Source organism: Nocardia arthritidis NBRC 100137 (genome assembly GCF_001612765.1).
GTDB lineage: Bacteria > Actinomycetota > Actinomycetes > Mycobacteriales > Mycobacteriaceae > Nocardia > Nocardia arthritidis.
This window is the reverse complement of sequence record NZ_BDBB01000041.1, coordinates 1-26,259: the sequence shown is the minus strand read 5'-3', so window position 1 is coordinate 26,259 and position 26,259 is coordinate 1. Positions and strand designations below refer to the sequence as shown.

At 70.6% G+C, this 26,259-nt stretch carries 27 protein-coding genes and 1 pseudogene; 16 read left to right on the top strand and 12 right to left on the bottom strand.

From position 1 onward, the window contains the following. Positions 1–90 precede the first annotated feature (90 nt). From NA8_RS25145 to NA8_RS25120, 6 genes are all read left to right on the top strand, one after another. The gene (locus tag NA8_RS25145) at positions 91–507 is read left to right on the top strand and encodes a phage holin family protein (RefSeq protein WP_063052829.1); all 417 of its coding nucleotides are present in this window, start codon (positions 91–93) and stop codon (positions 505–507) included. Then, complete coding sequence (locus NA8_RS25140) at positions 504–896, top strand: DUF3618 domain-containing protein (protein WP_063052828.1); 393 nt, start codon at positions 504–506, stop codon at positions 894–896. The genes NA8_RS25145 and NA8_RS25140 overlap by 4 nt, the downstream gene beginning before the upstream one ends. Then, positions 893–1,144, top strand: a complete 252-nt coding sequence (locus tag NA8_RS25135) for a DUF4235 domain-containing protein (RefSeq protein WP_063052827.1) — start codon at positions 893–895, stop codon at positions 1,142–1,144. The genes NA8_RS25140 and NA8_RS25135 overlap by 4 nt, the downstream gene beginning before the upstream one ends. A 342-nt stretch (positions 1,145–1,486) precedes the next feature. Continuing rightward, positions 1,487–1,855 carry an STAS domain-containing protein gene (locus tag NA8_RS25130; RefSeq protein ID WP_063052826.1) on the top strand — a complete coding sequence of 123 codons (369 nt, stop codon included), beginning with the start codon at positions 1,487–1,489 and terminating at the stop codon, positions 1,853–1,855. 117 nt (positions 1,856–1,972) lie between these two features. Continuing rightward, positions 1,973–3,325, top strand: a complete 1,353-nt coding sequence (locus tag NA8_RS25125) for a cytochrome P450 (protein WP_063052825.1) — start codon at positions 1,973–1,975, stop codon at positions 3,323–3,325. A 49-nt stretch (positions 3,326–3,374) separates the two neighbouring features. Next, on the top strand, positions 3,375–4,334 hold the full coding sequence (locus tag NA8_RS25120) for a helix-turn-helix transcriptional regulator (RefSeq protein WP_063052824.1): 960 nt from the start codon (positions 3,375–3,377) through the stop codon (positions 4,332–4,334). 93 nt (positions 4,335–4,427) lie between these two features. Here NA8_RS25120 and NA8_RS25115 read toward each other — a convergent pair whose 3' ends face one another. The 3 genes from NA8_RS25115 to NA8_RS25105 form a co-directional block, all read right to left on the bottom strand. Continuing rightward, complete coding sequence (locus NA8_RS25115) at positions 4,428–4,952, bottom strand: DUF8020 domain-containing protein (RefSeq protein ID WP_063052823.1); 525 nt, start codon at positions 4,950–4,952, stop codon at positions 4,428–4,430. Positions 4,953–5,123: 171 nt separating this feature from the next. Continuing rightward, entirely contained in the window at positions 5,124–8,699 is a 3,576-nt protein-coding gene (gene cobN, locus NA8_RS25110) for a cobaltochelatase subunit CobN (RefSeq protein ID WP_063052822.1), read from the bottom strand. Between the two features lie 132 nt (positions 8,700–8,831). Further along, positions 8,832–9,518 (bottom strand): TetR/AcrR family transcriptional regulator, encoded by a 687-nt coding sequence (locus NA8_RS25105; protein WP_063052821.1) that lies wholly within the window; start codon positions 9,516–9,518, stop codon positions 8,832–8,834. A 104-nt stretch (positions 9,519–9,622) separates the two neighbouring features. Between NA8_RS25105 and NA8_RS25100 the strand changes: the two genes are divergently transcribed. Next, positions 9,623–11,179 carry an MFS transporter gene (locus NA8_RS25100; protein WP_063052820.1) on the top strand — a complete coding sequence of 519 codons (1,557 nt, stop codon included), beginning with the start codon at positions 9,623–9,625 and terminating at the stop codon, positions 11,177–11,179. 126 nt (positions 11,180–11,305) lie between these two features. On the opposite strand, the gene NA8_RS25095 is transcribed toward NA8_RS25100, so the two are convergent. Then, complete coding sequence (locus tag NA8_RS25095) at positions 11,306–11,746, bottom strand: nuclear transport factor 2 family protein (RefSeq protein ID WP_063052819.1); 441 nt, start codon at positions 11,744–11,746, stop codon at positions 11,306–11,308. Positions 11,747–12,077: 331 nt separating this feature from the next. Here NA8_RS25095 and NA8_RS33125 point away from each other — a divergent pair, with 331 nt between their 5' ends. Both NA8_RS33125 and cobG read left to right on the top strand, forming a co-directional pair. After that, positions 12,078–12,227, top strand: coding sequence for a hypothetical protein (locus NA8_RS33125; RefSeq protein ID WP_174550135.1), 150 nt, complete (start codon positions 12,078–12,080; stop codon positions 12,225–12,227). 48 nt (positions 12,228–12,275) lie between these two features. Continuing rightward, positions 12,276–13,463 carry a precorrin-3B synthase gene (gene cobG / locus NA8_RS25090; RefSeq protein ID WP_063052818.1) on the top strand — a complete coding sequence of 396 codons (1,188 nt, stop codon included), beginning with the start codon at positions 12,276–12,278 and terminating at the stop codon, positions 13,461–13,463. 21 nt (positions 13,464–13,484) lie between these two features. On the opposite strand, the gene ddaH is transcribed toward cobG, so the two are convergent. Then, positions 13,485–14,330, bottom strand: a complete 846-nt coding sequence (gene ddaH, locus NA8_RS25085; protein WP_245663998.1) for a dimethylargininase — start codon at positions 14,328–14,330, stop codon at positions 13,485–13,487. A 136-nt stretch (positions 14,331–14,466) separates the two neighbouring features. Here ddaH and NA8_RS25080 point away from each other — a divergent pair, with 136 nt between their 5' ends. The 5 genes from NA8_RS25080 (at position 14,467) to NA8_RS25060 (ending at position 18,221) form a co-directional block, all read left to right on the top strand. Continuing rightward, a complete protein-coding gene (locus NA8_RS25080; RefSeq protein WP_040867149.1) occupies positions 14,467–14,904 on the top strand; it encodes an Lrp/AsnC family transcriptional regulator in 438 nt (145 codons plus the stop codon). 100 nt (positions 14,905–15,004) lie between these two features. Next, the gene (locus tag NA8_RS25075) at positions 15,005–15,640 is read left to right on the top strand and encodes a precorrin-8X methylmutase (protein WP_063052868.1); all 636 of its coding nucleotides are present in this window, start codon (positions 15,005–15,007) and stop codon (positions 15,638–15,640) included. Then, positions 15,637–17,205, top strand: coding sequence for a precorrin-3B C(17)-methyltransferase (cobJ, locus tag NA8_RS25070; protein ID WP_063052816.1), 1,569 nt, complete (start codon positions 15,637–15,639; stop codon positions 17,203–17,205). The genes NA8_RS25075 and cobJ overlap by 4 nt, the downstream gene beginning before the upstream one ends. A 32-nt stretch (positions 17,206–17,237) precedes the next feature. Continuing rightward, a complete protein-coding gene (locus tag NA8_RS25065) occupies positions 17,238–17,633 on the top strand; it encodes a hypothetical protein (protein ID WP_063052815.1) in 396 nt (131 codons plus the stop codon). Between the two features lie 57 nt (positions 17,634–17,690). Further along, positions 17,691–18,221 carry a PadR family transcriptional regulator gene (locus tag NA8_RS25060; protein WP_062972836.1) on the top strand — a complete coding sequence of 177 codons (531 nt, stop codon included), beginning with the start codon at positions 17,691–17,693 and terminating at the stop codon, positions 18,219–18,221. Positions 18,222–18,243: 22 nt separating this feature from the next. Here the strand turns inward: NA8_RS25060 and NA8_RS25055 are convergent, their stop codons facing one another. From NA8_RS25055 to dprE2, 4 genes are all read right to left on the bottom strand, one after another. Next, positions 18,244–18,990, bottom strand: a complete 747-nt coding sequence (locus NA8_RS25055) for a cobalt-precorrin-6A reductase (protein ID WP_063052867.1) — start codon at positions 18,988–18,990, stop codon at positions 18,244–18,246. After that, entirely contained in the window at positions 18,987–19,604 is a 618-nt protein-coding gene (locus NA8_RS25050) for a DUF8020 domain-containing protein (protein WP_063052814.1), read from the bottom strand. Before NA8_RS25050 ends, NA8_RS25055 begins: the two co-directional genes overlap by 4 nt. A gap of 78 nt (positions 19,605–19,682) precedes the next feature. After that, positions 19,683–20,966, bottom strand: a complete 1,284-nt coding sequence (locus tag NA8_RS25045) for a bifunctional cobalt-precorrin-7 (C(5))-methyltransferase/cobalt-precorrin-6B (C(15))-methyltransferase (RefSeq protein ID WP_063052813.1) — start codon at positions 20,964–20,966, stop codon at positions 19,683–19,685. Beyond that, a complete protein-coding gene (dprE2, locus tag NA8_RS25040; protein ID WP_063052812.1) occupies positions 20,945–21,700 on the bottom strand; it encodes a decaprenylphospho-beta-D-erythro-pentofuranosid-2-ulose 2-reductase in 756 nt (251 codons plus the stop codon). Before dprE2 ends, NA8_RS25045 begins: the two co-directional genes overlap by 22 nt. A 100-nt stretch (positions 21,701–21,800) precedes the next feature. Between dprE2 and NA8_RS25035 the strand changes: the two genes are divergently transcribed. Beyond that, positions 21,801–22,232, top strand: coding sequence for a PPOX class F420-dependent oxidoreductase (locus NA8_RS25035; RefSeq protein ID WP_063052811.1), 432 nt, complete (start codon positions 21,801–21,803; stop codon positions 22,230–22,232). Between the two features lie 35 nt (positions 22,233–22,267). Here NA8_RS25035 and NA8_RS25030 read toward each other — a convergent pair whose 3' ends face one another. Next, complete coding sequence (locus NA8_RS25030) at positions 22,268–23,395, bottom strand: M24 family metallopeptidase (RefSeq protein WP_063052810.1); 1,128 nt, start codon at positions 23,393–23,395, stop codon at positions 22,268–22,270. A gap of 84 nt (positions 23,396–23,479) precedes the next feature. On the opposite strand from NA8_RS25030, the gene NA8_RS25025 reads away from it, so the two are divergent. After that, on the top strand, positions 23,480–24,445 hold the full coding sequence (locus tag NA8_RS25025; protein WP_063052809.1) for a 5'-3' exonuclease: 966 nt from the start codon (positions 23,480–23,482) through the stop codon (positions 24,443–24,445). A 153-nt stretch (positions 24,446–24,598) separates the two neighbouring features. Here NA8_RS25025 and NA8_RS25020 read toward each other — a convergent pair whose 3' ends face one another. Together NA8_RS25020 and NA8_RS25015 are read right to left on the bottom strand one after the other, a co-directional pair. Further along, the gene (locus tag NA8_RS25020; protein WP_063052808.1) at positions 24,599–25,282 is read right to left on the bottom strand and encodes a DUF4333 domain-containing protein; all 684 of its coding nucleotides are present in this window, start codon (positions 25,280–25,282) and stop codon (positions 24,599–24,601) included. A 163-nt stretch (positions 25,283–25,445) separates the two neighbouring features. Next, positions 25,446–26,259, bottom strand: a pseudogene (locus tag NA8_RS25015) (DEAD/DEAH box helicase); the annotation flags it as partial.

Sequence of the window (26,259 nt, the reverse complement as noted above, 5' to 3'; positions counted from 1 at the left end):
GGGCCGCGTCCGACCGGCCCGATGTCCGATTGGAGTCCGGTCGAGCGGGTAGTCGCCGTGGAGGAGGTGTGACATGCCGAAGGAGGTCTCATGACCGAGACGACACAGATTCCGCCGCCCGCGAACACACGGTCGGTCACCGAACTGGTGGAGGACGCCACCGCACAGGTATCCCGGCTCATCCGCGACGAACTCCAGCTCGCCCGGGTCGAGATGCGGGAGAAGGGCAAACGGTTCGGGCTCGGCGCCGGCTTGGCGGGGGTCGCGGCGCTGCTGGCGTTCTACGGCGGCGCGGCGTTGGTCGCCGCGGCCGTGCTCGGCCTCGCCGAGGTCCTGCCGGGCTGGGCGTCGGCGCTCATCATCGCGGGCGCGCTGCTGGTGGTCGCGGCGATCCTCGGGCTGTCCGGGAAGAAGAGCGTGGAGCACGCGGCTCCGCCCATACCGCAGGAAGCGGTCGAGGGCGTGCGCGAGGACATCGAGGTGATCAAGGACAGGAGGCGGGGATGAGTGACAGCCGACCCCGGGCCGGGCAGCCCACCGACGACGTCGCGGCCTTGCGCCGCGACCGCGACCAGGCCAGAGCGGAACTCGGCAGGACGGTCGAAGAGCTGGGCCACAAGCTCGACGTGCCCGCGCGGAGCAAGGAGAAGGCACACGATGCCGTCGAGGCGACACAGCATGTGGCGTCCGAGGCGGCGCTCGCTGTCGCGGACAAGGCCCAGAAGGCCCGCACGAGCGCCGCGAACCTCGTCCACCGGGCGGCGACGACGCCCGAGCCGATCGCCGCGCGCGGCAGGCAGGCCGGCGGCGCGCTGCGCGCGCATCCGGTCCCGGTGGCCCTCGGCGCGGCGGTGATCGCGGCGGTGGTGTGGCAGAGCGTGCGGAGGCGGCGATGAAGACGCTCTACAAACCGCTCGGCCTGGTGATCAGCGTGCTCGGCGGCCTGGCGGCGAACGCCGTGTTCACCAAGGTGTGGACCCAGATCACCGGTGAGAACCAGGCCCCGTCCTCGACCGCGCGAGACCACTCCTGGCGCGAGGTGCTGTTCGCCGCGGCCTTGCAGGGCGCGGTGTTCGGCCTGGTCAAGGCCACGATCGATCGCGGGCGCGAGCGGTTACGAATCGCTCACCGGCACTTGGCCTGACTAGCGCCGCCGTGCCGGTGCGGCAGTCCACCGCCGCCCGAAATCGCTGCCGCCGCCGTGAGTTCGGACACTCCTTCGAGGTGTCCGAACTCACGGCGGCGGCATTCGTTGTGCACGGGGACCGATTTCCGTACCCGCGCGAAAGCGTCCTACGGCACCTGATTGCGCCTGGTCCGAGGCGCGACGCGGCGCACAGGGTGATCGCACCGGAGCGCGATGGGGTAAGTTGGCCGCGGAATGCTCGCTCTCTGTGCCGTGTCCGACTGCGCAAGAGATGCGAACCTGAGCGGAGGTCGACGTGGCGTACTGCCGAGGACGCGTGGCCGGCACGGGAGGTGGATTGTGAGTTCCGAAAGCGCGCCCCGGGCGCTGGAGGTCGAGGTGCGGTCGGCGGAGGGCACGGTGGTCGTGACCGTGCACGGCGAGATAGACATGGCCTCCGCGCCACGCTTGCAATCGGCGCTCGACGAGGCGCTGCGCGACACACCGGCCGCGGTTGTGGTAGACATGTCGGACGTCGGGTTCCTCGGCTCCGCCGGGCTGAGCGTGCTGCTGGCGGCCTCGGAGGCCACTGGTTCTGGCGGCTTGCGTGTGGTCCCCAGTGACGCGGCGCGCAGGCCGATCGAGGTCACCGCGCTGGACCGTTTGCTCACGGTATGCGACTCCGTCGAGGCCGCGCTGGCCGTCGACGAGACCCAAGCCCCAAGCTGACCTTCCCGGCACCGCATCGGTGCCGCTCGGACCCCGCTACGGTTTCGACCCCGCGTCGTCGGGTATGTGCCCGGTCGTCGGCACCGTGCCGATCTGAGCGCACCGGGAGGAGGCCGTATGGCAGACAACCGCGAACACCGACTGGTGGGAGTGCCCGCGGTGGCGGCACTGGCGGATCTCGGATTCGCCTCGGTCGCCTCGGGGGTCATCGCGCGGCGCCGGCCGGTACTGGGCCTGCTCGAACGCACGGGGGCTGATTCGCGGGCCATCGAGCGCGTGCGGCAGCTGCGGCGGGAGTTCGGTGCGGGTCCGGTGGAGCTGGTGGTGCCGGGACGCCGGATCGTGGTCGTTCTCGACCCGCAGGACGTCGGACGGGTCCTGGCCGACGCGCCGACGCCGTTTCACCCGGCCAATCGCGAGAAGCGCGCCGCGCTGCGCCAGTTCCAGCCGCACGGTGTCCTGCTGTCCGAGGGCCCGATCCGCGATCAGCGCCGGGCCGTGAACGAGGCGGCGCTGGAGTCTGCCGAGCCGCTGCATCGCCTGGCGGGGCCGTTCGCCGAGGCCATCGCGGAGGAGGCGCGCGAGATGATCGTGTCCGCCCTGCACCGCGGTCACCTGGACGCGCGGCAGTTCACCACGCGGTGGTGGCGGCTGGTGCGACGGATCGTGCTCGGTGAGCGGGGCCGCGACGACACGGTGCTCACCGACGAGCTGTCCCGGCTGCGCTCCGCGGGCAATTGGTCGTTCCTGGCGCCCGCGCATCGCAGGCAGCGCGACCAGTTCACCAATCGGCTCTACCGTCACGTCGAGTCCGCTCCGCCGGACAGCCTCGCCGGGGCACTGGCCGCGGTGCCCGCGGGCGGGGCCACCGATCCGGTCGGGCAGATACCGCATTGGCTGTTCGCTTTCGACGCGGCGGGCATCGCGCTGAGCCGGGCACTGGCGGTGCTGAGCACCCATCCCGAGCACCACGCCCGCGCCCTGGCGGATGCCGTCGACCCGGACCGCGTCGACCTGCGCGGCTATCTGCGCGCCTGCGTGCTCGAGTCGGTACGGCTGTGGCCGACCACACCCATGCTGCTGCGCGACATCACCGCCGACACCCGATGGCGCGACGGCGAGGAGCGCTTCACCATCGCGGCGGGCGCGGCACTGATGATCGCGGTTCCGGCGTTCCACCGCGACGCCGAGCTGCTGCCGTTCGCCGACCAGTTCGTCCCGGAGATCTGGCTCGACGGCCGCGCGGAGCAGTACCCCCAGTTGGTGCCGTTCAGCGCGGGCCCCGCCGACTGCCCGGGCCGCAACCTGGTGCTGTTCGTCACCAGCGCGCTCCTCGCGCACCTGTTGACCTCCGCCGACTTCCGGCTGCGGTCCACGCCCCGGCTGTACCCGGACGCTCCGCTGCCGGTGACCCTGAACAATTTCGGGCTCGACTTCACCGTCGAGCCGTGCATGACGCAGACCGGCTGATCGTCTGTCGCGGAAGGCCGGTTTCCGCGACAGCTGCCATGATCGAGCCATGCTGGAAACCTCCGCACGCCTGTTGCGGCTGTTGTCGCTGCTGCAACTGCGGCGCGACTGGACCGGGCCCGCGCTGGCCGAACGGCTCGGCGTCTCCACCCGGACCGTGCGCACCGACATCGAGCGCCTGCGGACACTCGGGTACCCCGTGCACGCCACGCCGGGCGCCGCGGGCGGCTACCGGCTCGGGGCCGGGTCTGCGCTGCCGCCGCTGCTGCTGGACGACGAGGAGGCCGTGGCGGTGGCGGTCGGACTGGTCACCGCCGCCAACGGAGCGGTCACCGGCATCGAGGAGACGTCGGTGCGGGCGCTGACGAAACTGCGGCAAGTGTTGCCGTCCCGATTGCGCCACCGCGTCGACACGCTGACAGCGGCCACCGTGCACGTAGCCGGCGACGGACAATCGACCGTGGACGCGGCGGTGCTGACCGCGGTCGCGGACGCGATCCGGGCGAGCGAGCGCTTGCGCTTCGACTACGAAAGCCATGGCGGCGCACCCTCCAGCCGGGATGTCGAGCCGCACCGGATGGTGCACTGGTGGGGTCGCTGGTACCTGGTCGCGTGGGATGTGGGGCGCGGCGACTGGCGTACCTTCCGCGTCGACCGGATCGCGCCGAAGGTTCCGCACGGGCCGCGATTCACGCCCCGCGCCGTCTCCGAGGAGGAGATCGCCGAGCGAGTGCAGCGCGGCGTGGGCGCCGCCACCTGGCGCTACCGCGCCCGGGTCCGCATGGCCGCCCCGGCGGAAGTGATCCGGGCACGGCTGCCCGCGGCGGTGGAGGTGACCCCGGACGGGCCGGAACACTGTGTGGCGCTGGTGGGTTCGGACTCCCCCCGGATGCTGACGTGGTATCTCGGCCTCGCCGATGTCGAGTTCGAGGTGCTCGACTCCCCCGCGCTCGCCGAACACCTGATCGCCACCGCCGACCGTTTCCAGCGGGCGGCCGGGCGGAAATGACGTGGAATCGCCGGCATTTCGCGTAGACGAAACGGCCGCGCTCGATGCCAGGCATCGAGCGCGGCCGACAGCGCCCTGCGAATCAGTCCGGCACTACCGGCTGGCGCCCGCGGCGGCACCGATGAGGCCGCCGACCACGCAACCGGGAAAGACCCCGACGATGAAGAACACGAGACCGACCAGAGCCCCGATGGCACAACCGATCGCCACCCCACCCAATGTGGACCCCGCGTCACCGATGAACTGCGGCGCGCCCGGTTCCGGGACGGCGGTTCCGATGGGGCTCAAGGTCAATGTCGTCCCGGCCGCATCGATGTCGGGCGCCACTTCGACCTGCTGGCCGAACATGGACACCATGGTCGTGGGCACCGTGGTCACGACCGACCCGTCGGGCCCAAGCACCGCGATCCCCCCCGGCGTGCGGGCGAAGGTACCGGAGTCGAGCGTGACCACAGCGCTCGTCCGGTCCGGCGCGACGGACGTGGTGTAGGCCACACCGCTCTCGTTCCCGCTCACCACGGGGTCGTAGACCTCGGTTTGCCCGTACGCCGTCGCAGCGGTCACGCCCGTGGCGGCAATGGTCAGCAGCGTGGTCGCAACCAATTCTCTGAACTTCATGAGCCTTCCCATCCTCAGCAGATTCGATCTGTCGTTACCTGGGTACAGCCGTGAAACACTAGCGATTATAGGCGTTGGGCATCACCATTTCCGGTACTTGAGAATGTCCGAAATGTCTTGCCCGCCAAGCTGTTCGGCAGTTGTCAGGAGATGATGGGAAGGCGGCTCCTACTACTCCAGCTCCCCCTCGGTCTCCAAGTAGACCTGCCGCAGCCGATCGAGCGTGTCCGGTTCGGGGTGTTCCCACAGTGTGCGCTCGGCCGCCTCCAGCAGCCGCTCGGCAATGCCGTGCAACGCCCAAGGATTGGACTGCTCCATGAACTTCCGGTTCACCTCGTCGAAAACGTAGCTCTCCGTGAGCTTCTCGTACATCCAATCGGCCACCACGTTGGTGGTGGCGTCGTAGCCGAACAGGTAGTCGACGGTCGCCGCCATTTCGAACGCGCCTTTGTAGCCGTGCCTGCGCATCGCCTCGAGCCACCGGGGGTTCACCACACGAGCCCGGAACACCCGCGCCGTCTCCTCGGACAGCGTCCTGGTGCGCACCGCGTCCGGACGGGTGCTGTCGCCGATGTAAGCCTCCGGGTTCTTGCCCGTCAGCGCGCGCACCGTCGCGACCATGCCGCCGTGGAACTGGAAATAGTCGTCGGAGTCGGCGATGTCGTGCTCGCGGGTGTCGGTGTTCTTGGCCGCCACGGCGATCCGCCGATACGCGCCGCGCATGTCCTCGGCGGCGGGCGCGCCGTCGAGGTCGCGCCCGTAGGCGTAGCCGCCCCAGGTGGTGTACACCTGCGCGAGGTCGTCGTCGGTGCGCCAGCTCTTCGAATCGATCAGCTGCAACAGACCGGCCCCGTAGGTACCGGGCTTGGAGCCGAAGATGCGGGTGGTGGCGCGCCGCCGGTCGCCGTGCTCGGCGAGATCGGCCTGGGCATGCGCCCGCACGTAGTTCGCCTCGCCCGGCTCGTCCAGGTCGGCGACCAGGCGGACCGCATCGTCCAGCAGGGCGAGCACGTGCGGGAACGCGTCGCGGAAGAAGCCGCTGATGCGCACCGTCACATCGATGCGGGGACGGCCGAGCTCGGCGAGCGAGATCACCTCGAGCGTGCTGACGCGACGGCTCGCCTCGTCCCAGACCGGCCGGACACCCAGCAGCGCGAGGACTTCGGCGATGTCGTCGCCGGAGGTGCGCATGGCGGAGGTGCCCCAGATCGACAGGCCCACCGACCGCGGATACTCGCCGTGGTCGGCGCGGTAGCGCTCCAGCAGGGATTCCGCCATGGCCTGTCCGGTCTCCCAGGCCAGCCGGGACGGCACGGCCTTGGGATCGACCGAGTAGAAATTGCGTCCGGTCGGCAGGACGTTGATCAGGCCGCGCAACGGCGAACCGCTCGGGCCCGCCGGGATGAACCCGCCGTCGAGCGCGTGCAGCACCCGCTCGATCTCCACGCCGGTCTGCCGCAGGCGCGGCACCACCTCGCCGGCCGCGAACCGCAGCACCCGGCGCACCTGCGGGTCGTCGGTGATGCCGTCCACGGCCTCGGGCGACCAGTCCGCCGCTTGCAACGCCGCGACCAGCGCGCGGGCGCGGTCCTCCACGGCGTCCACGCGCTCGCGCGCCTCCCCGCCCGACTCGTCCAGGCCGAGGGCTTCGCGCAGACCGGGCACGGTGCGCTCGCCGCCCCACAGCTGGCGCGCGCGCAGCATGGCCAGCACCAGGTCGAGTTCGCTCTCCCCGGCCGGGGCCTGTCCGAGGATGTGCAGGCCGTCGCGAATCTGCACATCCTTGATCTCGCACAGCCAGCCGTCGACGTGCAGCAGCATGTCGTCGAAGGAGTCCTCGTCCGGGCGCTCGGTGAGGCCGAGGTCGTGGTCCATCTTCGCGGCGCGCATCAGCGTCCAGATCTGCTGGCGGATGGCGGGCAGCTTGGCCGGGTCCAGCGCGGAGATGTTGGCGTGCTCGTCGAGCAACTGCTCCAGACGTGAGATGTCGCCGTAGCTTTCGGCCCGGGCCATCGGCGGGATCAGGTGATCCACCAGGGTGGCGTGCGCGCGCCGCTTGGCCTGGGTGCCCTCACCGGGGTCGTTCACCAGGAACGGATAGATCAGCGGCAAGTCGCCGAGGGCGGCATCGGTTCCGCACGACGCCGACATGCCCAGCGTTTTACCCGGCAGCCACTCCAGGTTCCCGTGCTTGCCCAGGTGCACCATCGCGTCCGCGCCGAAACCGTCGGGCGAGCCGAGCCACCGGTAGGCCGCCAGGTAGTGGTGGCTGGGTGGCAGATCGGGGTCGTGGTAGATCGCGACGGGGTTCTCGCCGAAACCACGCGGCGGCTGCACCATGAGCGCGACATTGCCGAACCGCAAGGCGGCGATGACGATCTCCCCGTCCGGGTCGGACGAGCGGTCGACGTAGAGTTCGCCCGGCGGCGGCCCCCACGCTTCCACGACGGCGTCGCGCAGGTCGCCGGGCAGGGTGTCGAACCAGGCCGCGTACGTGGCCGCGCCGATGCGGATCGGGTTGCCCTCGAGCTGTTCGGCGGTCAGCCAGTCGGGGTCCTGGCCGCCCGCCGCGATCAGGGCGTGGATGAGGGCGTCGCCGTCCTGTTCTTCCAGGCCGGGGACCTCGCCGGGCGCGCCGAGATCGTAACCGGCGGCGCGCATTTCGGTGAGCAGGCGGATCGCGCTGGCCGGGGTGTCCAGGCCGACGGCGTTGCCGATGCGGGCATGCTTGGTCGGGTAGGCCGACAACATGACCGCGATGCGCTTGCGCGCGGCGGGGATGTGGCGCAGCCGCGCGTAGCGCGTCGCTATGCCCGCGACCCGGGCGGCGCGCTCGGGATCGGGGACATAGGTGGACAGGCCGTCGGCATCGAATTCCTTGAACGAGAACGGGACCGTGATGATCCGTCCGTCGAACTCCGGCACCGCGACCTGGGTGGCGACATCCAGCGGTGACAGCCCGTCGTCGTTGGCCTCCCACTGCGCGCGGCCGGTGGTCAGGCACAGGCCCTGCAGGATGGGCACGTCCAGGTCGGCGAGCGCGCCGACATCCCAAGCCTCGTCCTCGCCGCCCGCCGACGCGGTGGCGGGCTTGGTACCGCCGGCGGCCAGCACCGTCACCACCAACGCGTCGGCGCGGCGCAAGGTCGCGATCAACTCGGGTTCGGGGGTGCGCAGCGACGCGCAGTACAGCGGCAGCGCCCGCGCGCCCGCCTGTTCGATCGCGGTGCACAGCGCGTCGACGTAGGCGGTATTGCCCGCCAGATGCTGGGCGCGGTAGTAGATCACCGCCACCGTCGGCCCGTCGGCCTGCTTGGTGGCGACCCGGTCCAGTTCGCCCCAGCTGGGCAGCTGGATCGGAGGTTCGAAACCGTGGCCGGTCAGCAGCACGGTGTCGGACAGGAAATTGTGCAGCTGGCGCAGATTCTCCGGGCCACCGGCGGCGAGGTAGTTGTGCGCGTCGGCCGCGACACCGCCCGGGACGGTGGAGCATTCCATCAGTTCGGCGTCCGGGGCGATCTCGCCGCCGAGCGCCACGAGCGGGATCCCGCTCGCGCGCAGCGCTTCCAGCCCGTCCTCCCAGGCCCGCTTGCCACCGAGGATGCGCACGATCACCAGATCGGCGCCGTCGAGCAGGCCGGGCAGGTCGTCGACCAGCAGGCGAGCCGGATTCCCCCAGCGATAGCCGGCGCCGCTGGCGCGGGCACTGAGCAGATCGGTGTCGGACGTGGACAACAACACAATCACGGGTGGCAGCCTTCCTCGGGTGACGCGCCCATCGGGGGTTCGCTGCTCGCCGGGGAGGGTCTGGCTTTCTACAGTGGCGCGACCGCACCGGACTTTCACCGGTTTCCTCGTCGTCCGCCGAGCACGCCGATGCTACCTGCCGTTCGGGTCGGCCTCGTCCACGCGTCCGCCCCGCCGCACCGTCCGGCGGTCGCCGTCGCTCGCCCGGGCGGCGAGGAAGTCGTCCACGAGCCGCGCGCATTCGGCCGGGGTGGTCGGCGCGAGTCCGACCAGCCTGGCGAAGACGATCGGGCCGACGAGCTGGGTCAGCGCCAGCGTCACGTCGAACTCGCCGAGTTGCGCGCGCACCTCGGGATCCCCGAACAGCTGGTCGAACGGCTTGCGGTACTGCTCGATGAGCCGCTGACGCAGCGAGGTGAACGCCGGACCCGCGCCGGAGGCACCATGCTCGCCGGTGGCCAGCCACGCCAGCGTGGACATCTGCAACGGGGCCTCGTTGACGACCGCGGCCTGTCTGCTGAGCAATTCGGTGAGCCGTTGCCGCAGCGGACCATCCGGCGGCGCCTCGATGACCGGAGGGAGCAGACGCTCGAGCGTGGCGGCGCGCAACTGCACGGCGTTGTCGAAATGCCGGTACAGCGTGGTGCGCGCCACCTTCGACATGGTCGTCACCGCTTCGACGGTGACCGCTTCCAGCCCACCGGATTTCAGCAGCGCCGTCGCGGCGTCGAGCAACCTGGCGCGGGAGCGCAGCTTGCGCGGATCGACCTCGTCACCGGGATCGAGGTGGTGCGGGGGCGGTTCTGCGGCACCGGTCATGGCTCGAAACATTCCTCCTCCGCGACGCCTATCGCCACCCCGCCCACTTATGCTACTGATAGTAGCGTAGCGATACTGACAGTTCCGTTCTGCCTGGAGGTGCCATGGAGTCCACCACGAGACGTTTGTCAGCCGCTCAGCGCTGGATGTTGACGATCTCCTGTGCCGCCGTGGCCTTGGTGGTCGCGTCGATGGCGGCGTTGTACACCGCACTGCCGGAGATCGCCGCCGCCACCGGGGCCAGTCAGCAGCAGCTCACCTGGGTCATCGACGGATACACCCTGGCGCTGGCCTGCCTGGTCCTCCCGGCGGGTGCGCTCGGCGACCGGTATGGGCGGTGCGCCGTGCTGATCATCGGGCTGTTCGTCTTCGCGGCGGCCTCGGCGGCGCCCGTACTGCTGGACACGGCCGGCTGGTTGATCGCGGGCCGGACGGTGGCCGGTGTGGGCGCGGCTCTGGTCATGCCCTCGACGCTGTCGCTGATCACCGCCGGCTTTCCCGAGTCGCGGCGGAGCAATGCCGTCGGGCTGTGGGCGGGTGTCGCCGGCGCGGGGGCGGTGCTGGGCATCCTCGGGTCGGGCCTGCTGCTGGAGCAGTGGTCGTGGAGGTCGATCCTGCTCGCCATGTCCATCGCGGCCCTGCTCCTGATGATCGCGGGGTTCACGCTGCCGGAATCGGTCGACCGGGCCCGACCCGAGCTGGACCCGTGGGGCGCGCTCACCTCGGCAGCGGCCGTCGGATCGCTGGTGGTGGCCGCGATCGCGGCGCCCGAGCGCGGATGGCTGGATCCGCTGGTGATCGGCACGGCCGTAGTCGCGGTGCTGGCGACGGTGGCGTTCGTGGTGGTGGAGACACGGGTGGCACACCCCTTGCTGGATGTGCGCCTGTTCACCTATCGAGGCTTCGGTTCCGGGACCGCGGCGGTAACCTTGCAGTTCCTCGTGTGCTTCGGGACATTCCTGCTGATGGTCCAGTTCCTGCAGCTGATCCTCGGGTACGGGCCGCTGCTGTCGGCGCTGGCGATGGCGCCGATGGTCGTGCCGATGGTGGCGATCTCCGCGGTGGCGCCCCGGCTGGCCGAACGGGCCGGACTGCGGCTACCGATAGCCGGCGGGCTGGCGATCATCGGGATCGCGCTCATCGCGCTCTCCGGCCTCGACGTCGACAGCACCTACGTCGATCTGCTCTGGCCGTTCCTGATCATGAGCAGCGGTACCGGACTGTGCACCGCACCCGCGACGGCCGCGATCATCGCGGGCACCCCGGTGGAGAAACACAGCGTCGCCGCCGCGGTGAACGACGCGGCACGCGAAGTGGGCGCGGCGGTCGGCATCGCCATCGCGGGCAGCATCCTGGCCGCCGGGTACAGCGCTCGCATCGCGCCCGCCTTGCCGCGGGTGCCCGAACAGATTCGCGAACCGGTCGGCGACTCACTGGCCGCGGCGCTGCAGGTCACCGAGCGGGTGGGCCCGCAAGCCGCTCCCCTGGCCGAGTTCGCCGAGTCCGCCTTCGTCTACGGCGCCCAGCAATCCGCGCTGGCGCTGGGCATTCTCACCCTCGTCGCCGCGATACCGATCGGCATGTGGGCGCCGGGACGGTCGCGCGTGGAAGCGAAACCCGCGCCCGCGCGACCGGAAACGCAACCGACGACGCCGCGATGACAGCTCGCGATGCCGCCGGGCACGACCGAACAGCACGGCACCGTCGCAGATGTGACAGCGGTACGCGAGACGATTGCGCGAACCCGATCCGGGTCGCCGAACGATCCCCCCGCGCACACACCGGACCTACACCAGGTCCGCGTTCCCGTCGATCACCTTGAGGTGGTAGTGGAATCGGTTGACCCGCCACCCGTCCGCCGTGCGTTCGACGCCGAGGGTGTAGCTGCCGACGAAGGTGCGGGTCTTGCCCTCGACCGCGGCGTTCTTGACGTGCACCGCGATGGCGTCCGCGTGCACGCGCGCCGTATCACCGTCCAGATCGATGAGATGGTTGCCCGACTGGTGGTGCACCCCGTCGAGGTCGGCGAGGCCGGTGCGCCAATCCGCGATGATGTCGGCGGCGGCCCGCTCCCCGACCGGCCCGCCGAACCCGCCGTCGAAATCCACGCTCGGCGTGAAGACCTCGGCCGCCAACTCTTCCCAGCGCTTCTGATCGGTGTGTACGAACATTTTGGTGATCACATCGATGATGGCGAGCCGGTCGGCGAGCGTGGAGATTTCGGACATACGGCGACCTTAGTCGGCGCGTGCGTGCGAGGTCTTGCGGACCATCCCGCCCAGCAGCACCAGTCCGGTGTCCGGAAGACCGTCGTCGAGCCACTGTTGCAGCGGAACAACACCGGGATCGATCATTGTCTTTGCCGCCCAGCAGATAGTCGTATACCCGGGCGGAATTCGGCAGATTCGGATCGACGCCTCGCGGTGCTCGCTCCATGCCGCATACCGTACCTCCCCGATCACCCCGGTCGGATCGTAACGAATTGTTCCTTATCCGTTGCCGCCGTTCGTTTTTGCGAAGCGAACGGCCCCTCCCGCCGATGACCGACTTGCCGAGACCTTGCGCGCCACCGAAGCACTGTTCTTCGGCCCGGCGGCACGACTGCGCACGTACGTATTGCCCGGCAGCGGGCACTCGGTGAACCTCGCGCGCAACACCGCGGAGTATCGAGCCGCCGTCATCGACTGGGTGCGTTCGATCGGCGGGTGAGCGGCCGTTCGCTGTGCCGGGCTCGCGCGTCCGTAGGCTGGATGCGCTATGACACGACGCGCTCCTGACTCCTGCCCGGGCGTGCTGCGGCTGCACGAGGCCGCCGACGGGCCGCTGGCACGAATCCGCGTGCCCGGCGGTCGCCTGGATCCCGCCCAGGTGCAGGCGCTGGCCGAGGCCGCGCTCGACCTGGCGGACGGGAACATCGAACTCACCTCCCGGGGCAACGTCCAATTACGCCGGGTGCGCGACGCCGGGACGCTGACCAACCGGCTCGCGGCCGCGGGCCTTCTGCCGAGCACCACGCACGAACGGGTGCGCAACATCATCGCCTCGCCGCTGTCCGGCCGGATCGGCGGCCTCGCGGACGTGCACCCCCTGGTTCCTGCGCTGGACACCGGCCTGCTCGCCTCGCCGCGGCTGGCCGGCCTGCCCGGCCGGGTCCTGTTCACCCTCGACGACGGACGCGGAGATGTCAGTGGGCTCGGCCCCGACATCGGGGTACACGCGACCGGGACCGACGAGTTCGCCCTGCTGCTGGCAGGCGGCGACAGCGGCCTGCGGCTCCGCGCCGCCGACGCGGTGGACGTCGCGCTCGCCGCCGCGCACGCGTTCCTGGACCTGCGCGGCGACGACGCGGGCCGCTGGCGGCTGCACGAGATCGAACACGGCGCCGAACGCGTCGTCGATCGCCTCGGCTTGTCCCCGAGCGCCGAAAGACTCGAATTCTCCACCGGACATCGCGTACCGATCGGATGGCTGGAGCAGGACAACGGATCGGTGGGGCTCGGCGCGGGCGTGCGCCTCGGCTCGCTGCCCGCCCGCACCGCCGAGTTCCTCGCCGCGGTGGAGCGACCGATCTTCGTCACGCCGTGGCGCAGCCTGGTGATCACCGACCTGGCGGAGTGGGCTGCCGAACAGGTGGTGCGCGTCCTGGCGCCGATGGGTTTGATCTTCGACGCCGACTCGCCATGGTTACTGGTCAGCGCCTGCGCCGGACAGCCCGGCTGCGCGAAGTCGCATACCGACGTCCGGGCCGATGCGGCCGGCGCGGTCGACACCGGACGGGTGCTGCCCGGGGCAGCCGACCCGGTCCACGGCCCGCGGACGATATCCGCGACCGACGTCACCGTGGCCGGGCGTCAGCACTGGTCGGGGTGCGACCGCCGCTGCGGCCGCCCGCAGGGTGAGGTCACCGACATCGTCGCGACCGACGAGGGTTATCGCGTCGATTGACCCTCCGGCGGCGCCGGCCGGTCACCTGTCGTGGATCTCCAGCGTGCAGCACTTGACCGAGCCACCGGCCTTCAGCAACTCGGACATCTCGATCCCCACCGGATGGTAGCCACGGGCGCGCAGGGCTGCGCTCAGGTCGGTGGCCGCGCTGCTGAGGAAGACGTGGAAACCGTCGCAGACTCCGTTCAACCCGAGCACCGCGGCGTCCGCGTCGGTGGCCACGATCGCGTCGGGATAGAGCGCGGCCAGCACCGCGCGCGCCGCCGGGCTGAAGGCGGGCGGGTAATAGGCGATGGTTTCGGCGTCCAGCGCAAGCAGCACCGTGTCCAGGTGGTAGAAGCGCGGATCGACCAGTTCCAGCGACACCACGGGCAGCCCGAAGTGGCGCGACACCTCCTCGTGCGCGGCGAGCGAGCTGCGGAAGCCCGTTCCGGCCAACAGCCGGTCGCCGACCAGGAGGAAGTCGCCTTCGCCTTCGTTGCATTCGGCGGCGGCCACCAGATTCGGCAAGCCGTATCCGGCGAACCAGGCGTGGTAGGCCGGGCCTTCCGCGGCGCGCTCCGGGTGGGTGAAGCGGGCCGACATGGCGCGGTCGCCGACGATCAGTCCGCCGTTGGCGGCGAACACCATGTCGGGCAGGCCCGCGATGCCGGGCACCACCTCCACGGTGTGTCCGTGTTCGGCGTAGGTGGCACGCAACGTCTCCCACTGCGCGAGGGCCAGCGCGCGGTCGACGGGCTCGGCGGGATTCATCCAGGGATTGATGGCGTAGGCGACCTCGAAGTGATCGGGACGGCACATCACGAACCGGCGCGGCGACGAACGGCGGGCGGCGGACTCGACAGGGAGGGTGGCTACAGAGGTCAACGGAACTCCCGGTATGAGCGTGGGTTTTCGGCTGATTCGACGGTAGGGGGCCTAGCATTGCGCCAGAAATGACGATTCGTTGCGAATATCGGCCCGAAAACAGCGAATCATTGCTTCCATAGCGAGAAGGTGTGATGTGGACGACCTCGATCGGCGGATTCTCGCGCAACTGTTGAAGAACGCCCGCGCTTCGTTCCAGGAGATCGGTGGCGCGGTCGGATTGTCCGCACCCGCGGTGAAACGTCGGGTCGACCGGCTGGTCGCGGCCAAGCAGATCACCGGGTTCACCGCGCTGGTCAATCCCGCGGCGCTGGGCTGGAAGACCGAGGCGTACGTCGAGGTGTACTACCGCGACAACATCTCCCCGGCCGAACTCAAACGCAGTCTGGAACCGATCCCGCAGGTGGTCGGTGTGTGGACGATCGCCGGCGAGGCCGACGCGCTGGTACACGTGATGGCCACCGACATGGCCGAGATCGAGGTGACCGTGGAACGGATCCGGGAGAACGCTCGGGTCGGGCGTACCCGCAGCGCCATCGTCATGTCCCGGATTCTGGAGCGCCCGCGCACCTGATCCGGCCGCGCCCGCGCGCCGGTAGCCGGTGGCAGGCCCGGAATGCGTAGCCTCCGACCCGGACCGATCTGTCCGGACCCGCACCCATAGGGTGGACCGCATGTCCGACGTACGTGCCAGCTACCTGACCGACGGGGCCGAGATCTACCGTCGCTCGTTCGCGACGATCCGCGCCGAGGCCGATCTCAGCGGTTTCCCGCCGGATGTGGCACAGGTGGTCGTACGGATGATCCACGGCTGCGGTCAGGTGGATCTCGCCGCGGATATCGCCCACTCCCCCGGTGTGGTCGCCTCGGCCCGGGCGGCGCTGCGCGCGGGTGCGCCGATTCTCTGTGACGCGACCATGGTCGCCTCGGGCGTGACCAGGAAACGACTGCCCGCGGGCAACGAAGTCGTATGCACCCTCTCCGATCCGCGCGTGCCGGAGTTGGCCGCGGCCAAAGGCACAACCCGCTCCGCCGCGGCGCTCGACCTGTGGCGCGACCGTCTCGACGGCGCCGTCGTCGCGATCGGCAACGCGCCGACGGCGCTGTTCCATCTGCTCGACCTGCTCGACGCGGGAGCGCCCCGGCCCGCCGCCGTGCTCGGCATCCCGGTCGGATTCATCGGCGCGGCCGAATCCAAAGACGCGCTGATCGATTTCGGCGGCGTCGAATACCTCACGGTGCGCGGCAGGCGCGGCGGCAGCGCCATCACCGCTTCCGCGTTGAACGCGATCGCGAGCGAACAGGAATGAGCACTCCGGGCAAGCTGTGGGGCGTCGGGCTCGGACCGGGCGACCCCGAGTTGGTGACGGTCAAAGCGGCCAACGTGATCGGCGCGGCCGACGTCGTCGCGTTCCACAGCGCGCGCCACGGCCGCAGCATCTCCCGCCGCATCGCGGCGCCGTACATGCGCCCCGGCCAACTGGAGGAGCATCTCGTCTACCCGGTGACCACCGAGACCACCGATCATCCCGGCGGTTACCAGGGCGCGATCGACGAGTTCTACGAACAGGCCGCCGAGCGGCTGGCCGGGCACCTCGCCGCGGGCCGGTCGGTCGCGCTGCTCGCCGCGGGCGATCCGCTGTTCTACAGCTCGTACATGCACATGCACCGGCGGCTGGCCGACCGGTTCGACGCCGAGATCATCCCCGGCATCACCTCCGTGAGCGCGGCGTCGGCAGCGCTGGGAACCCCGCTGGTCGAGGGCGAGCAGGTGCTCACCGTGCTGCCCGGCACCATGCCGGTCGACGAGCTCACCCGGCGGCTGCGCACGACCGACGCGGCCGCGATCATGAAGCTGGGACGCACCTACCCCGGTGTGCGCCGGGCGCTTTCGGATTCCGGACGGCTCGCCGGCGCGTACTACGTCGAGCGCGCGAGCACCACCCAGCAGCGCGTGCTGCACGCGGGCGCGGTCGACGACGCGGAGGTGCCCTACTTCGCCATCGCCCTCGTGCCGGGCCCCGAACCGACCACGCCGCTGCCGCGCCTCGAAGCGGAGACGGCCGGGGCTCAGCGGGTCGCCGCCGCGGAGACGACCGAACGCGTCGGTGAGGTCGTGGTGGTGGGACTCGGTCCCGGCGCGCCGGAGTGGACCACCGACGAAGTGCGCGCGGCGTTGGCGGACGCCACCGATCTGGTCGGCTACACCACCTACTTGAACCGGGTCCCCGAACGCCCGGGGCAGCGCCGGCATGCCAGCGACAACCGGGTCGAGTCCGAGCGCGCGGCCATGGCCCTGGATCTGGCCAAGCGCGGCGCGCGGGTCGCGGTCGTCTCCTCGGGAGATCCCGGCGTGTTCGCGATGGCGGCGGCGGTGCTGGAGGAATCCGGCGATCCGCAGTGGAGCGGGGTGCCGGTCCGGGTGCTGCCCGGCCTCACCGCGGCCAACGCGGTGGCCAGCCGGGTGGGCGCGCCGCTCGGCCACGACTACGCGATGATCTCGCTCTCCGACCGGCTCAAGCCGTGGGAGGTCGTGGCGCGGCGGCTTTCCGCTGTCGCGGCGGCCGACATGGCGATCGCGGTCTACAACCCGGCGTCCTCGCAGCGCACCTGGCAAGTGGGCGCGATGCGGGACCTGCTACTGGAGCATCGCAAGCCGGACACGCCCGTCGTCGTCGGGCGCGACGTGGGCGGACCCACCGAATCCGTCCGGGTGGTCTCGCTCGGCGACCTCGACCCCGACGAGGTGGACATGCGTACGCTGCTGATCATCGGCGCGTCCACCACCACGGCGCGCGAGACCGACGCGGGCATACGGGTCTACACCTCCCGCCGTTACGATCGCGCGCACGACGCGGCCGTCGACGGCGCGTAAGATCGCCTGACGCACCGACGATCGGAGGGACCTTGGCCGCGACACTGCCGGAGCTGACGCTGCGCGCTCGCGCCTTGGAGGCCAGGGCCACCGCGAGCGAACAAGCGCTCGACGAGCAGGGCGAGGTCCTCCACGAACTCGCGGCGCTGACCAGGAAGGCGCTCGACGGCATCGGCCGGATCGACCGGCGCGCGGAGACCGTCGGGGAAGCCGTCGGCGAGCTTCGCCGGGATGTCGGGAAGCTGCGCGAGAATGTGGGTGAACTCAACCGCAGGGTCACTGTGCTCGAACAAGGACAGATCCGGCTGGAACAGGGCCAGACCGCGCTGGCCCGCGGCCAGGCGCAGCTCGAACAGGGACAGGCGCGACTGGAGCAGGGCATGGCGCAGGTGCTCGCCCGGCTCGACAAGTTGACCGGCGACGCCTGACCCGCCCCGTTCCGGTAACATTCCACTATGGAATGTTGAGAGCGAAGGGAGCAGTCGTTGACCAACACCGCGACCAAGCGCAAACCACTGAACTCGACGGCGGCGTCGTTGCTCGGATTTCTACACGAAGGGCCCATGTCGGGATGGGATCTGGTGACCCAGGCCCAGGACCGGATCGGCGACTTCTGGACGATCACGCAGAGCCAGGTCTACCGGGAACTCGCCACGATGGACGCGGCGGGACTCGTCGAGAAGGGCGAGACCGGAGCCAGGGAACGCACGCCCTATCGCATCACCGACGCGGGGCGCGAAGCGTTCCTGGAATGGGTCGCCCGCGATCCCGGCGGAGAGACCATTCGGGTGCCGTTGCTGCTGACGCTCTCCTTCGGTGAGCATCTCGATCGCGGCCGGCTCGACGGCATCGTCGCGGCCAACCGCGAGATCCATCAGGCGCGGCTCACGCGGTATCTCGCCGAAGATCCGGAGGGAAAGCCCACGTTCGCCCGCGCCACACTGGACTTCGGAATCCGCTACGAGCGGGCGGTGCTGGAGTGGTTCGACCATCTGCCGGAGCTGCTCGACAGCTGATCGGTGCGGCGCTCCCGGCTCACTAGCGTCGAATTCGCCTGTCGAGCAACCAATTCAGTGCCTGCTCGGGTGACTCCACGACCGGCGCGCCCTCGGGCAGCGGCGGGCGGTCCACGACGACGACCGAAATTCCGGCCGCGCGGGCTGCGGCGAGTTTGGCTTCGGTCTGCTCGCCACCGCTGTCCTTGGTGACGAGCACGTCGATCCGATGCTCGGCGAGCAGCCGCGATTCGTCTTCCACCGCGAAGGGCCCACGGGCGAGGAGCACTTCGTGCCGCGGCGGCAGCGCCCCTTCGGGCGGGTCGATGGCGCGGATCAGGAACCATTGCCGGACCGATCCCGCGAACGCGTCGACGCCTTGCCTGCCGATGGTCAGGAAGACTCGCTCGCCGAGAGCGGCCGCTTCCCTCGCCGCGGCGGGGAGATCGGGTACCCGCACCCACCGGTCCCCCGGCCGCTCCACCCATCCGGGCCGCCTCAGGTGCACCAGCGGCACATCGGAAGCACGCGCGGCCGCCGCCGCGTTGGCGCTGATGGCCGCCGCGAACGGATGGGTGGCGTCGACGATCGCGGCCGTCTCGTCGGCCGCGAGCCAGGTGCGCAGTCCGTCGGCGCCGCCGAAACCGCCGACGCGGACCGCGCCCTCCGGTAGCAAAGGTGCGCGCACACGACCGGCGAGCGAGGAGACGATGTCGAATCCTCGCTCGCCGGAAGCGATATGGGCCAGCTCCCGCGCTTCCCGGGTGCCGCCCAGAATCAGAACTCTCAGGGCTGGCCGCTGAAGTAGGCGATACCCGCGTTCAGCAACGACGGCCCGCCCGCGACGGCCAGACCGATCAGCGCGCCGAGCACCGCGCCCGGCAGGATGCCGACACCGAAGAAGACGATGCCGATGGCGGCGCCGATCAGGCCGCCGACCAGAGCGCCGAGCGAGGCGCGCTGCAGCTCGGCGAAGAACCACTCCTGCGCGCCGATGAACTCGGCGGCGACCGGCGCGTTCGCGGTCGGCGCGACCTGCGGCGTCAGCGTCAGCTGCCTGCCGTCGTCGGCGACGGCCGCCGCGATGTTCACCTCTTGGCCCTTGGCCGTCGCGGTGAGCGGAATGCTGGTCACGGTCTCGCCCGCGGAGTTCTTCAGGGTGACCGACCGGTTGTCGGTGTCGACGCTGAACGCGCCACCGGTCACACTGGTGACGACCGACTTACCCGCGTCGGCGAGCTGCAAAGCGTAGCCGACGCCCTGGTCGGTGCCCGTGACGGTGGGCGCGGCCGCGGACTGGTCCTGCGCCGCAGGCGGCGTGGGAGCGGCGTAGGAGGTACCGGCGGTGACTCCGGTGGCGGCGACCGCCAGCAATGCGGTAGCGGCGAACTTCTTGTATCTCATCTATCTCCCCAACAGGAATCGGATTTCCGGTCATGACCGGAACTCGGCACCGACCCTACCGCGTGACCGGTAACGTGTTCACCCCTCTGCGGGGAACGCCGTCGCGGTTTTCACCACCGACCACTGCGTGACGGGAAGCTGCGGGCGCCAAGCGGTGAAAGCCCCCAGGGGCTCCCCGCGATAGATCTGGAACTTCCGCAAGACGCCGCCCTGGGCACTCGACCAGCTGAGCAGCAGCGATTCCGATTCGGCGGTCACCGCGTTCGCGACGAGCCTGCCGCCCTGACGCAACTGCACCCAGCATGTCTCGAGCAGGCCATCCTGGGTAAGGCCCCCACCCACGAAAATCGCGTCGGGAGCGATGATTTCGCTGTCGGCGGCGAGTTCGGCACACACCTCGCCACGCACCAGGATGTGCGGCACGCCCAGAGCCTCCGCGTTGCCGGAGATCTGCCGCCGCCTGCGCTCGAGCCGTTCGAACGCGACGGCCCGGTTGCCGGGATGCGCCCGGCACCATTCGATGGCGATACTGCCCGAACCGCCGCCCACATCCCACAGCAGTTCGCCAGGGGCCGGCGCCAGCGCCGCCAGTGTCAGCGCACGGATCTCGTGCTTGGTGAGCTGCCCGTCGCCCCCGAACAATTCGTCCGGCAGCCCGGGCAGGCGCGTGGCACGCGGCTGGTCCGGGTCGGATGCGCAGGTGATCGCCATAATGTTCAACGGGTCGCCGGGCGGATGTTCCCACTGCTCGGCGATTCCGGCGCGGTGCCGTTCGGCGGAACCGCCCAGTTGCTCGAGGACCGTCAGCTCGGAACCACCGAAACCGTGCCGGCCCAGCAGCTGTGCCAAGGCTTGCGGCGTGTGCTCGTCGGCGCTGAGCACCAGCAGCCGCCTGCGGTCAGCCAACTCGGGCAGCACCGTCGCCAGCGGACGCCCGACCACGCTGACCACCGGCGTTTCGGCCAGCGACCACCCCAGCCTGGCGCAGGCCAGAGACGCCGAAGAGGGCTGGGGCAGCACCCGGAGCGCCTGCGGGCCCAGCAGTCGGGCCAAGGTGACGCCGATCCCGTAGAACATGGGATCGCCGCTGGCCAGGACGCACAATCGCGCGCCGGAATGCCGGTCGAACAGGCCGGGCAGCGCGGGTAGCAAGGGCGACGGCCAGGCCATCCGCTGCGCCGCCACGGTGGGCGGCACGAGCGCGAGCTGGCGCGCGGAACCGAACAGGAACTCGGCGGCGCCGACCGCCTCCCGCGCGGCACGACCGAGACCGTCCCAGCCGTCGGCGCCGATGCCCACGACCGCGATCGGCGCACCGGTCCACGATGCGGGCGTGGCGCTCACCGCGGCATCCGACGCCAGATCGGTTGCGGCAGCAGACGCATCGCGAAGAACACCGGTTGCAGGATCCGCGGAACCCAGACCCGGCTCGCACCGCGGCGCAAACCCGCGACCACGGCGTCGGCGACCTGATCAGGAGTACTGGAGAACGGCGCCGGAGACATCCCCTCGGTCATCCGCCCGATGACGAACCCGGGCCGGACCAGCAGCAACCGAACCCCGCTGCCGTGCAGGGCATCCGCGAGACCGGAGGCGAATCCGTCGAGTCCCGCCTTGGCCGATCCGTAGACGTAGTTGGCACGCCGGACACGCACGCCCGCGACCGAACTGAACACGACGAGCCGGCCGGCCCCTCGCGCGCGCATCAGGTTCGCCAGTGTGGCGAGAACACTCGCCTGGGCGACGAAGTCGGTGTGCAGGATGGCCGTCGCGTGCGCGGGATCCCGCTCGGCGCGTTGCTGATCGCCGAGCACTCCGAAGGCGAGCACCGCGATGCCGATCGGCCCGTGCTCGGCGGCGATCTTCTCCAGCAGCGCCGGATGACTCGCCACGTCGTCGGCGTCGAATTCGACCACGTGCACTTCACTCGCCCCCGCCGCCACGATCTGCGCCCGCTGCGCGTCCAGCTCGCCGCTGCGCCGCGCCGCCAGAACCACCGCGCGCCCGGGCGCCAGCCGCCGCGCCACTTCGAGCCCGATCTCGCTGCGACCGCCCAGCAGCAGTACCGTGCCGTCGGCCAATCCACGCGTTCCCATGGGGTCAGTCTTTCATTGCCATGGGTGCGGACCGTCATCACTCACCTGTCGCCGCGGGGCGGGTGCGGCGCCGACGCGTGCCGAAGGCTACGGTCGGGGGATGCCGACGAGTACTGCTGAGTTGTCGCCCGCCGCCCTCGAGTTCGTCGCCGAACGGCATCTCGCCACGCTGACGACATTGCGGGCGGACGGAACGCCCCATGTCGTGGCGGTGGGGTTCACCTGGGACCAGGACGCCGGGATCGCGCGCGTGATCACCAACGACGGCTCGGTGAAGGTGCGCAACGTGCGCCGCTCCGGATACGCGGCGGTCAGTCAGGTCGACGGGATCCGGTGGATCACCTTGGAGGGCCCGGCCACCGTGCTCGACGCCCCGGACGACGTCGCCGAGGCGGTCGAGCGGTACGCAGGCCGCTATCGCGTGCCGCGGGAGAACCCGACGCGTGCGGTGATCGCCATCCAGGTCCGGCGCGTCCTGTCCAGCAGCACGCTCGTCGCGCCGGCCGCCGACGGGAACGGCGCAGGCGCGTAGCACCTCCGCCGCAAGGCTGGACCCTCAGCCGTCGATCACAGGACCGTGAGGCCGTGCGGCCGCTGGTTCAGGGATTCGCCGCCCTCGTCGGTGACCACCACGATGTCCTCGATGCGCGCGCCCCACTCGCCGCGGAAGTAGATGCCGGGCTCGACGCTGAATGCCATACCGGGCCGCAGGACGAGGTCGTTGCCCGCGACGATGTAAGGCTCCTCGTGCACCGACAGACCGATGCCGTGGCCGGTGCGGTGCACGAAAGCGGGCCCGAAACCGGCTTCGGTCAACGGGTCTCGCGCCGCGGCGTCCACCGCGGCCGCGGTGACGCCGGGACGGACGGCCGCCACCGCCGCCGCCTGGGCGCTTTCGAGTTCGGCGTACCGGGCGGCCACCTCCGGATCGGGTTCACCCAGGACGTAGGTACGGGTGGAGTCGGAGTAGTAGCCGGGCTCGACCGGGCCGCCGATGTCGACTACCACCACGTCCCCGACCTCGACCCGGCGTTCGGACACGCCGTGATGGGGGTCCGCGCCGTGCGGACCGCTGCCGACGATGACGAACGCCGCCTCGGTATGCCCCTCGGCGATGATCGCGGCCTCGATATCGCGGCCGACCTCCGCCTCGGTGCGCCCCACCTGCAAGAACTCCCCCATCCGCGCGTGCACCCGGTCGATCGCGGCGCCCGCCCGGCGCAGGGCGTCCACCTCGGCCGGGTCCTTGATCATGCGCAGTTCGCGCAGCACGGGGGTGGCCGATACCGGCAGGCCGGTGAACGACTCGGCCAGCGGCAGCAGATGCAACGCGGGCATCACATCGGCCACGGCGACCCTGGAGCCCACGTGCAGCGCGGACTTCACCAAGCCGTACGGGTTCGTGCCGTCGACCCAGTCCAGCACTTGCAGGCCCAGTTCACCCGCCGCGGAGCCTTCCAGCGACGCCAGCTCCAGTTTCGGGATCACGACCGACGGCGTGGCCCCGTCCGCCGGGATCACCAGGCAGGTCAGCCGCTCGAACGACTCGGCCGCCGAGCCGATCAGATAGCGCAGGTCCGGCCCGGGGGTGATCAGGAGAGCGTCGAGATGGGCGGCCCGCATCAGCTCCACCGCCCGCTCCAGCCGGGCACCGTAGACGTCCGCCGCGAACCTCGAATCCGTATGCGAGCTCATTCGTCCGACGTTACCCGCCGGCCGCGCGGGAGGAACGCCGAACTTCGCCCCGGCGGTGTCGGTGCCGGCGGGTAGCCTCAGCCCGTGACCTCTGCTGCCGGTGGGCCCCTGTTGCTGTTGGATGGCGCCAGTCTGTGGTTCCGCGCCTTCCACGCCATCCCCGACAAGATCACCGCGCCCGACGGACGATCGGTGAACGCGTTGCGCGGTTTCACCGACATGGTGGCGTCGCTGATCACCAAGTTCGCGCCGAGCCGGCTGGTGGTGTGCCTGGATCTGGACTGGCGCCCGGCGTACCGGGTCGAGCTGGTGCCGTCCTACAAGGCACACCGGTTGGATACCTCACCGGAGGCCGCCCCCGGCGCCGAAACCGTTCCGGACACGCTCACCCCGCAGGTGGACATGATCCTGGAGGTGCTCGCCGCGGCGGGCATCGCGACCGGCGGCGTGGAGGGCCTGGAGGCGGATGACGTGCTGGGCACCTTGGCCACCCGGGAGCGCACCGACGAGGTGATCGTGGTCAGCGGCGACCGCGACCTGCTGCAACTGGTACGAGACGAGCCGACGCCCCGAGTGCGGGTGCTCTACGCCGGACGGGGGCTGGCCAAGGCGGAACTCTTCGGCCCGGCCGAGGTATCGGCGAAGTACGGCGTACCGCTGCGGAACGCGGGCCCGGCCTATGCCGACATGGCCACGCTGCGCGGCGACGCCTCCGACGGCCTGCCGGGGGTCGCGGGCATCGGCGAGAAATCCGCCTCCACGCTGATCTCCCGTTTCGGTTCCCTGGAAGCACTGGTCGCGGCCATCGAGGACCCGGAAGCCGACCTGGCCCAGAGCGTGCGCGCCCGGCTGCGCGCCGCCGAGAACTACCTGAAGGCCGCCGCGCCGGTGGTGCGAGTGGTCTGCGACGCCGAGGTCGCCCTGTCCCGCAGCGATATCCTCCCCACCGAACCGGCCGATCCGGACCGCCTGCGCGCCTTGGCCACCGCCTACAACGCCGAGAGCCCGGTCACGCGCTTGATCACCGCACTCGCCGCCCGCCCTGCCTGAACCCGGCGCCGCAGGCGCTGGAAAACCCAACACAGCCCGGATCGCGTTCGAGTGGCCGCCGCGTACTCAACGATGGAGCAAGCGACGGTCACTCGGATGTGCGCCACAGGGGGCCGCGAACACCCCGAGCCGCGGGCGCTGAAAACCGGCACCTTAGCTGGGGCGACCGACCTCATAGGTGCCGTCGTCCTTGGTGATCTTGATGTTCACCTTCTTGGCCTCGCCGCTGACCTTCACGCTGCATTCGAAGGTGGCGTCGACCTTGACTTCCTGTCCGGACGGGCAAGAGACGTCGCTGATGTCCTGAATGCCGTAGGAGTCCGACAGCACCTTCTTCACGCCGTCCTGCACCGCGGCCTGATCCAGTTGGTCCTTGGCGGTCAGCACGAGCACGAGTGCGACAATCGCGCCGACCACCGCGACACCGAGCAGCGACAGACCGATGATCAGGCCTTTGCCCTTGCCGCCCTGCGGCGGCTGCTGGCCGGGAGCGCCCCACTGCGGCTGAGGCTGCTGCGCCTGCCCCCACTGCTGCTGCGGTTGCTGGCCCCAGTCCTGCTGCGGCTGGCCCCACTGCGGCTGGCCCTGGGCGGGCTGCTGACCCCACTGCGGCTGCTGCGGTTGCTGGCCCCACTGTTGCTGCTGCGGCTGGCCCCACTGCTGCTGCGGTTGCTGCTCACCCCAGTGCTGGGTCGGCTGGGCGGAGGCCGGGGTCTGCGGCTGACCACTCCACTGCTGCGTGGGACCGGCTCCGCCCGGCGCCTGCTGCCCACTCCACTGCTGGGTGGGATCGTTGCGTCCCTCCCCGGGGTCGTTCGGTCCGTACGGGCCGCTCATCTGCTTGCCTCCACTCGCATCGTTGTACACACGGTAGCCCCCCGCGTGGGCCTCGTCGCATGACACGACTATTCCGCCACGGTCGGTACGCGAAAGAAATCAAATCACAATCGAATCCGCCGTGTTGTTATTGCCGCCGCCGCGCGCCCGTCACCCACGCCGCTCAGGCGGCGTCCACCGCCACGACGCCCCGGCGGATCGCCCGCACCGCCTTGGCCGCGGTGGCCGCGACCTCGGGATCGTCGGCGGTGCCGTGGATCTGGTCGAGCAGATCGATCACCTGCCTGCACCAGCGCACGAAATCACCGGCCGACAGCGGGGCGCCCTGGTCACCGCTGGCGAGCAACGACTCGGCCAATCCATCGCCTCGCGCCCATTTGTAGACGCCGTCGACGAAACCCAGATCGGGCTCCCTGGTCGGCGGCAGTTTGTGCCGTGCTTCGTCGGATCGCAGCTCGGACCAGACGCCGATGGTCGCGCCGACCGCCCGCCGGATCGGCGCCGTCGGACCGCTCGCGCCGAGATAGCCACCCTCCTGGCGGGATTCGTACACCAGGACCGACACCACGCCGGCCAGTTCGGCCGGGCCGAGGCCGCGCCACAGCCCCTTCCTGAGGCATTCGGCGACCAGCAGGTCGCTTTCGGCGTAGAGGCGAGCCAGCCTGCGTCCGTCCGGAGTCACCTCGCTCTCCTGCACGAATCCGCGTTCCTCCAGCAGGCCGAGGATGCGATCGAAGGTGCGCGCCAGCGAATTGGTGGTCGCGGCAACCTTCTGGCGCATCGCCTCCGTCTCGCGCAGCAGCCGGTTGTAGCGCTCACCCACCCGGGCCAGTTGCTCGCGATCGGGCCGCGAGTGGGCCGGATGCGCGCGCAGGCTGCGGCGCAAGGTCGCCAGTTCGCGGTCGTCGGCAGCGGTGGATTGCCTGCCGCGGCGCGGCCTGCCGGGCACCGAGATCCCCGTGCTGCGCAGCGCGGAG

What these genes read in the sequence shown, in the direction of transcription:
- NA8_RS25145 (WP_063052829.1), top strand. Translation starts at nt 91, where the DNA reads ATGACCGAGACGACACAGATTCCGCCGCCCGCGAACACACGGTCGGTC.
- NA8_RS25140 (WP_063052828.1), top strand. Translation starts at nt 504, where the DNA reads ATGAGTGACAGCCGACCCCGGGCCGGGCAGCCCACCGACGACGTCGCG.
- NA8_RS25135 (WP_063052827.1), top strand. Translation starts at nt 893, where the DNA reads ATGAAGACGCTCTACAAACCGCTCGGCCTGGTGATCAGCGTGCTCGGC.
- NA8_RS25125 (WP_063052825.1), top strand. Translation starts at nt 1,973, where the DNA reads ATGGCAGACAACCGCGAACACCGACTGGTGGGAGTGCCCGCGGTGGCG.
- NA8_RS25120 (WP_063052824.1), top strand. Translation starts at nt 3,375, where the DNA reads ATGCTGGAAACCTCCGCACGCCTGTTGCGGCTGTTGTCGCTGCTGCAA.
- NA8_RS25115 (WP_063052823.1), bottom strand. Translation starts at nt 4,952, where the DNA reads ATGAAGTTCAGAGAATTGGTTGCGACCACGCTGCTGACCATTGCCGCC.
- NA8_RS25105 (WP_063052821.1), bottom strand. Translation starts at nt 9,518, where the DNA reads ATGACCGGTGCCGCAGAACCGCCCCCGCACCACCTCGATCCCGGTGAC.
- NA8_RS25100 (WP_063052820.1), top strand. Translation starts at nt 9,623, where the DNA reads ATGGAGTCCACCACGAGACGTTTGTCAGCCGCTCAGCGCTGGATGTTG.
- NA8_RS25095 (WP_063052819.1), bottom strand. Translation starts at nt 11,746, where the DNA reads ATGTCCGAAATCTCCACGCTCGCCGACCGGCTCGCCATCATCGATGTG.
- cobG (WP_063052818.1), top strand. Translation starts at nt 12,276, where the DNA reads ATGACACGACGCGCTCCTGACTCCTGCCCGGGCGTGCTGCGGCTGCAC.
- NA8_RS25075 (WP_063052868.1), top strand. Translation starts at nt 15,005, where the DNA reads ATGTCCGACGTACGTGCCAGCTACCTGACCGACGGGGCCGAGATCTAC.
- cobJ (WP_063052816.1), top strand. Translation starts at nt 15,637, where the DNA reads ATGAGCACTCCGGGCAAGCTGTGGGGCGTCGGGCTCGGACCGGGCGAC.
- NA8_RS25050 (WP_063052814.1), bottom strand. Translation starts at nt 19,604, where the DNA reads ATGAGATACAAGAAGTTCGCCGCTACCGCATTGCTGGCGGTCGCCGCC.
- dprE2 (WP_063052812.1), bottom strand. Translation starts at nt 21,700, where the DNA reads ATGGGAACGCGTGGATTGGCCGACGGCACGGTACTGCTGCTGGGCGGT.
- NA8_RS25035 (WP_063052811.1), top strand. Translation starts at nt 21,801, where the DNA reads ATGCCGACGAGTACTGCTGAGTTGTCGCCCGCCGCCCTCGAGTTCGTC.
- NA8_RS25030 (WP_063052810.1), bottom strand. Translation starts at nt 23,395, where the DNA reads ATGAGCTCGCATACGGATTCGAGGTTCGCGGCGGACGTCTACGGTGCC.
- NA8_RS25020 (WP_063052808.1), bottom strand. Translation starts at nt 25,282, where the DNA reads ATGAGCGGCCCGTACGGACCGAACGACCCCGGGGAGGGACGCAACGAT.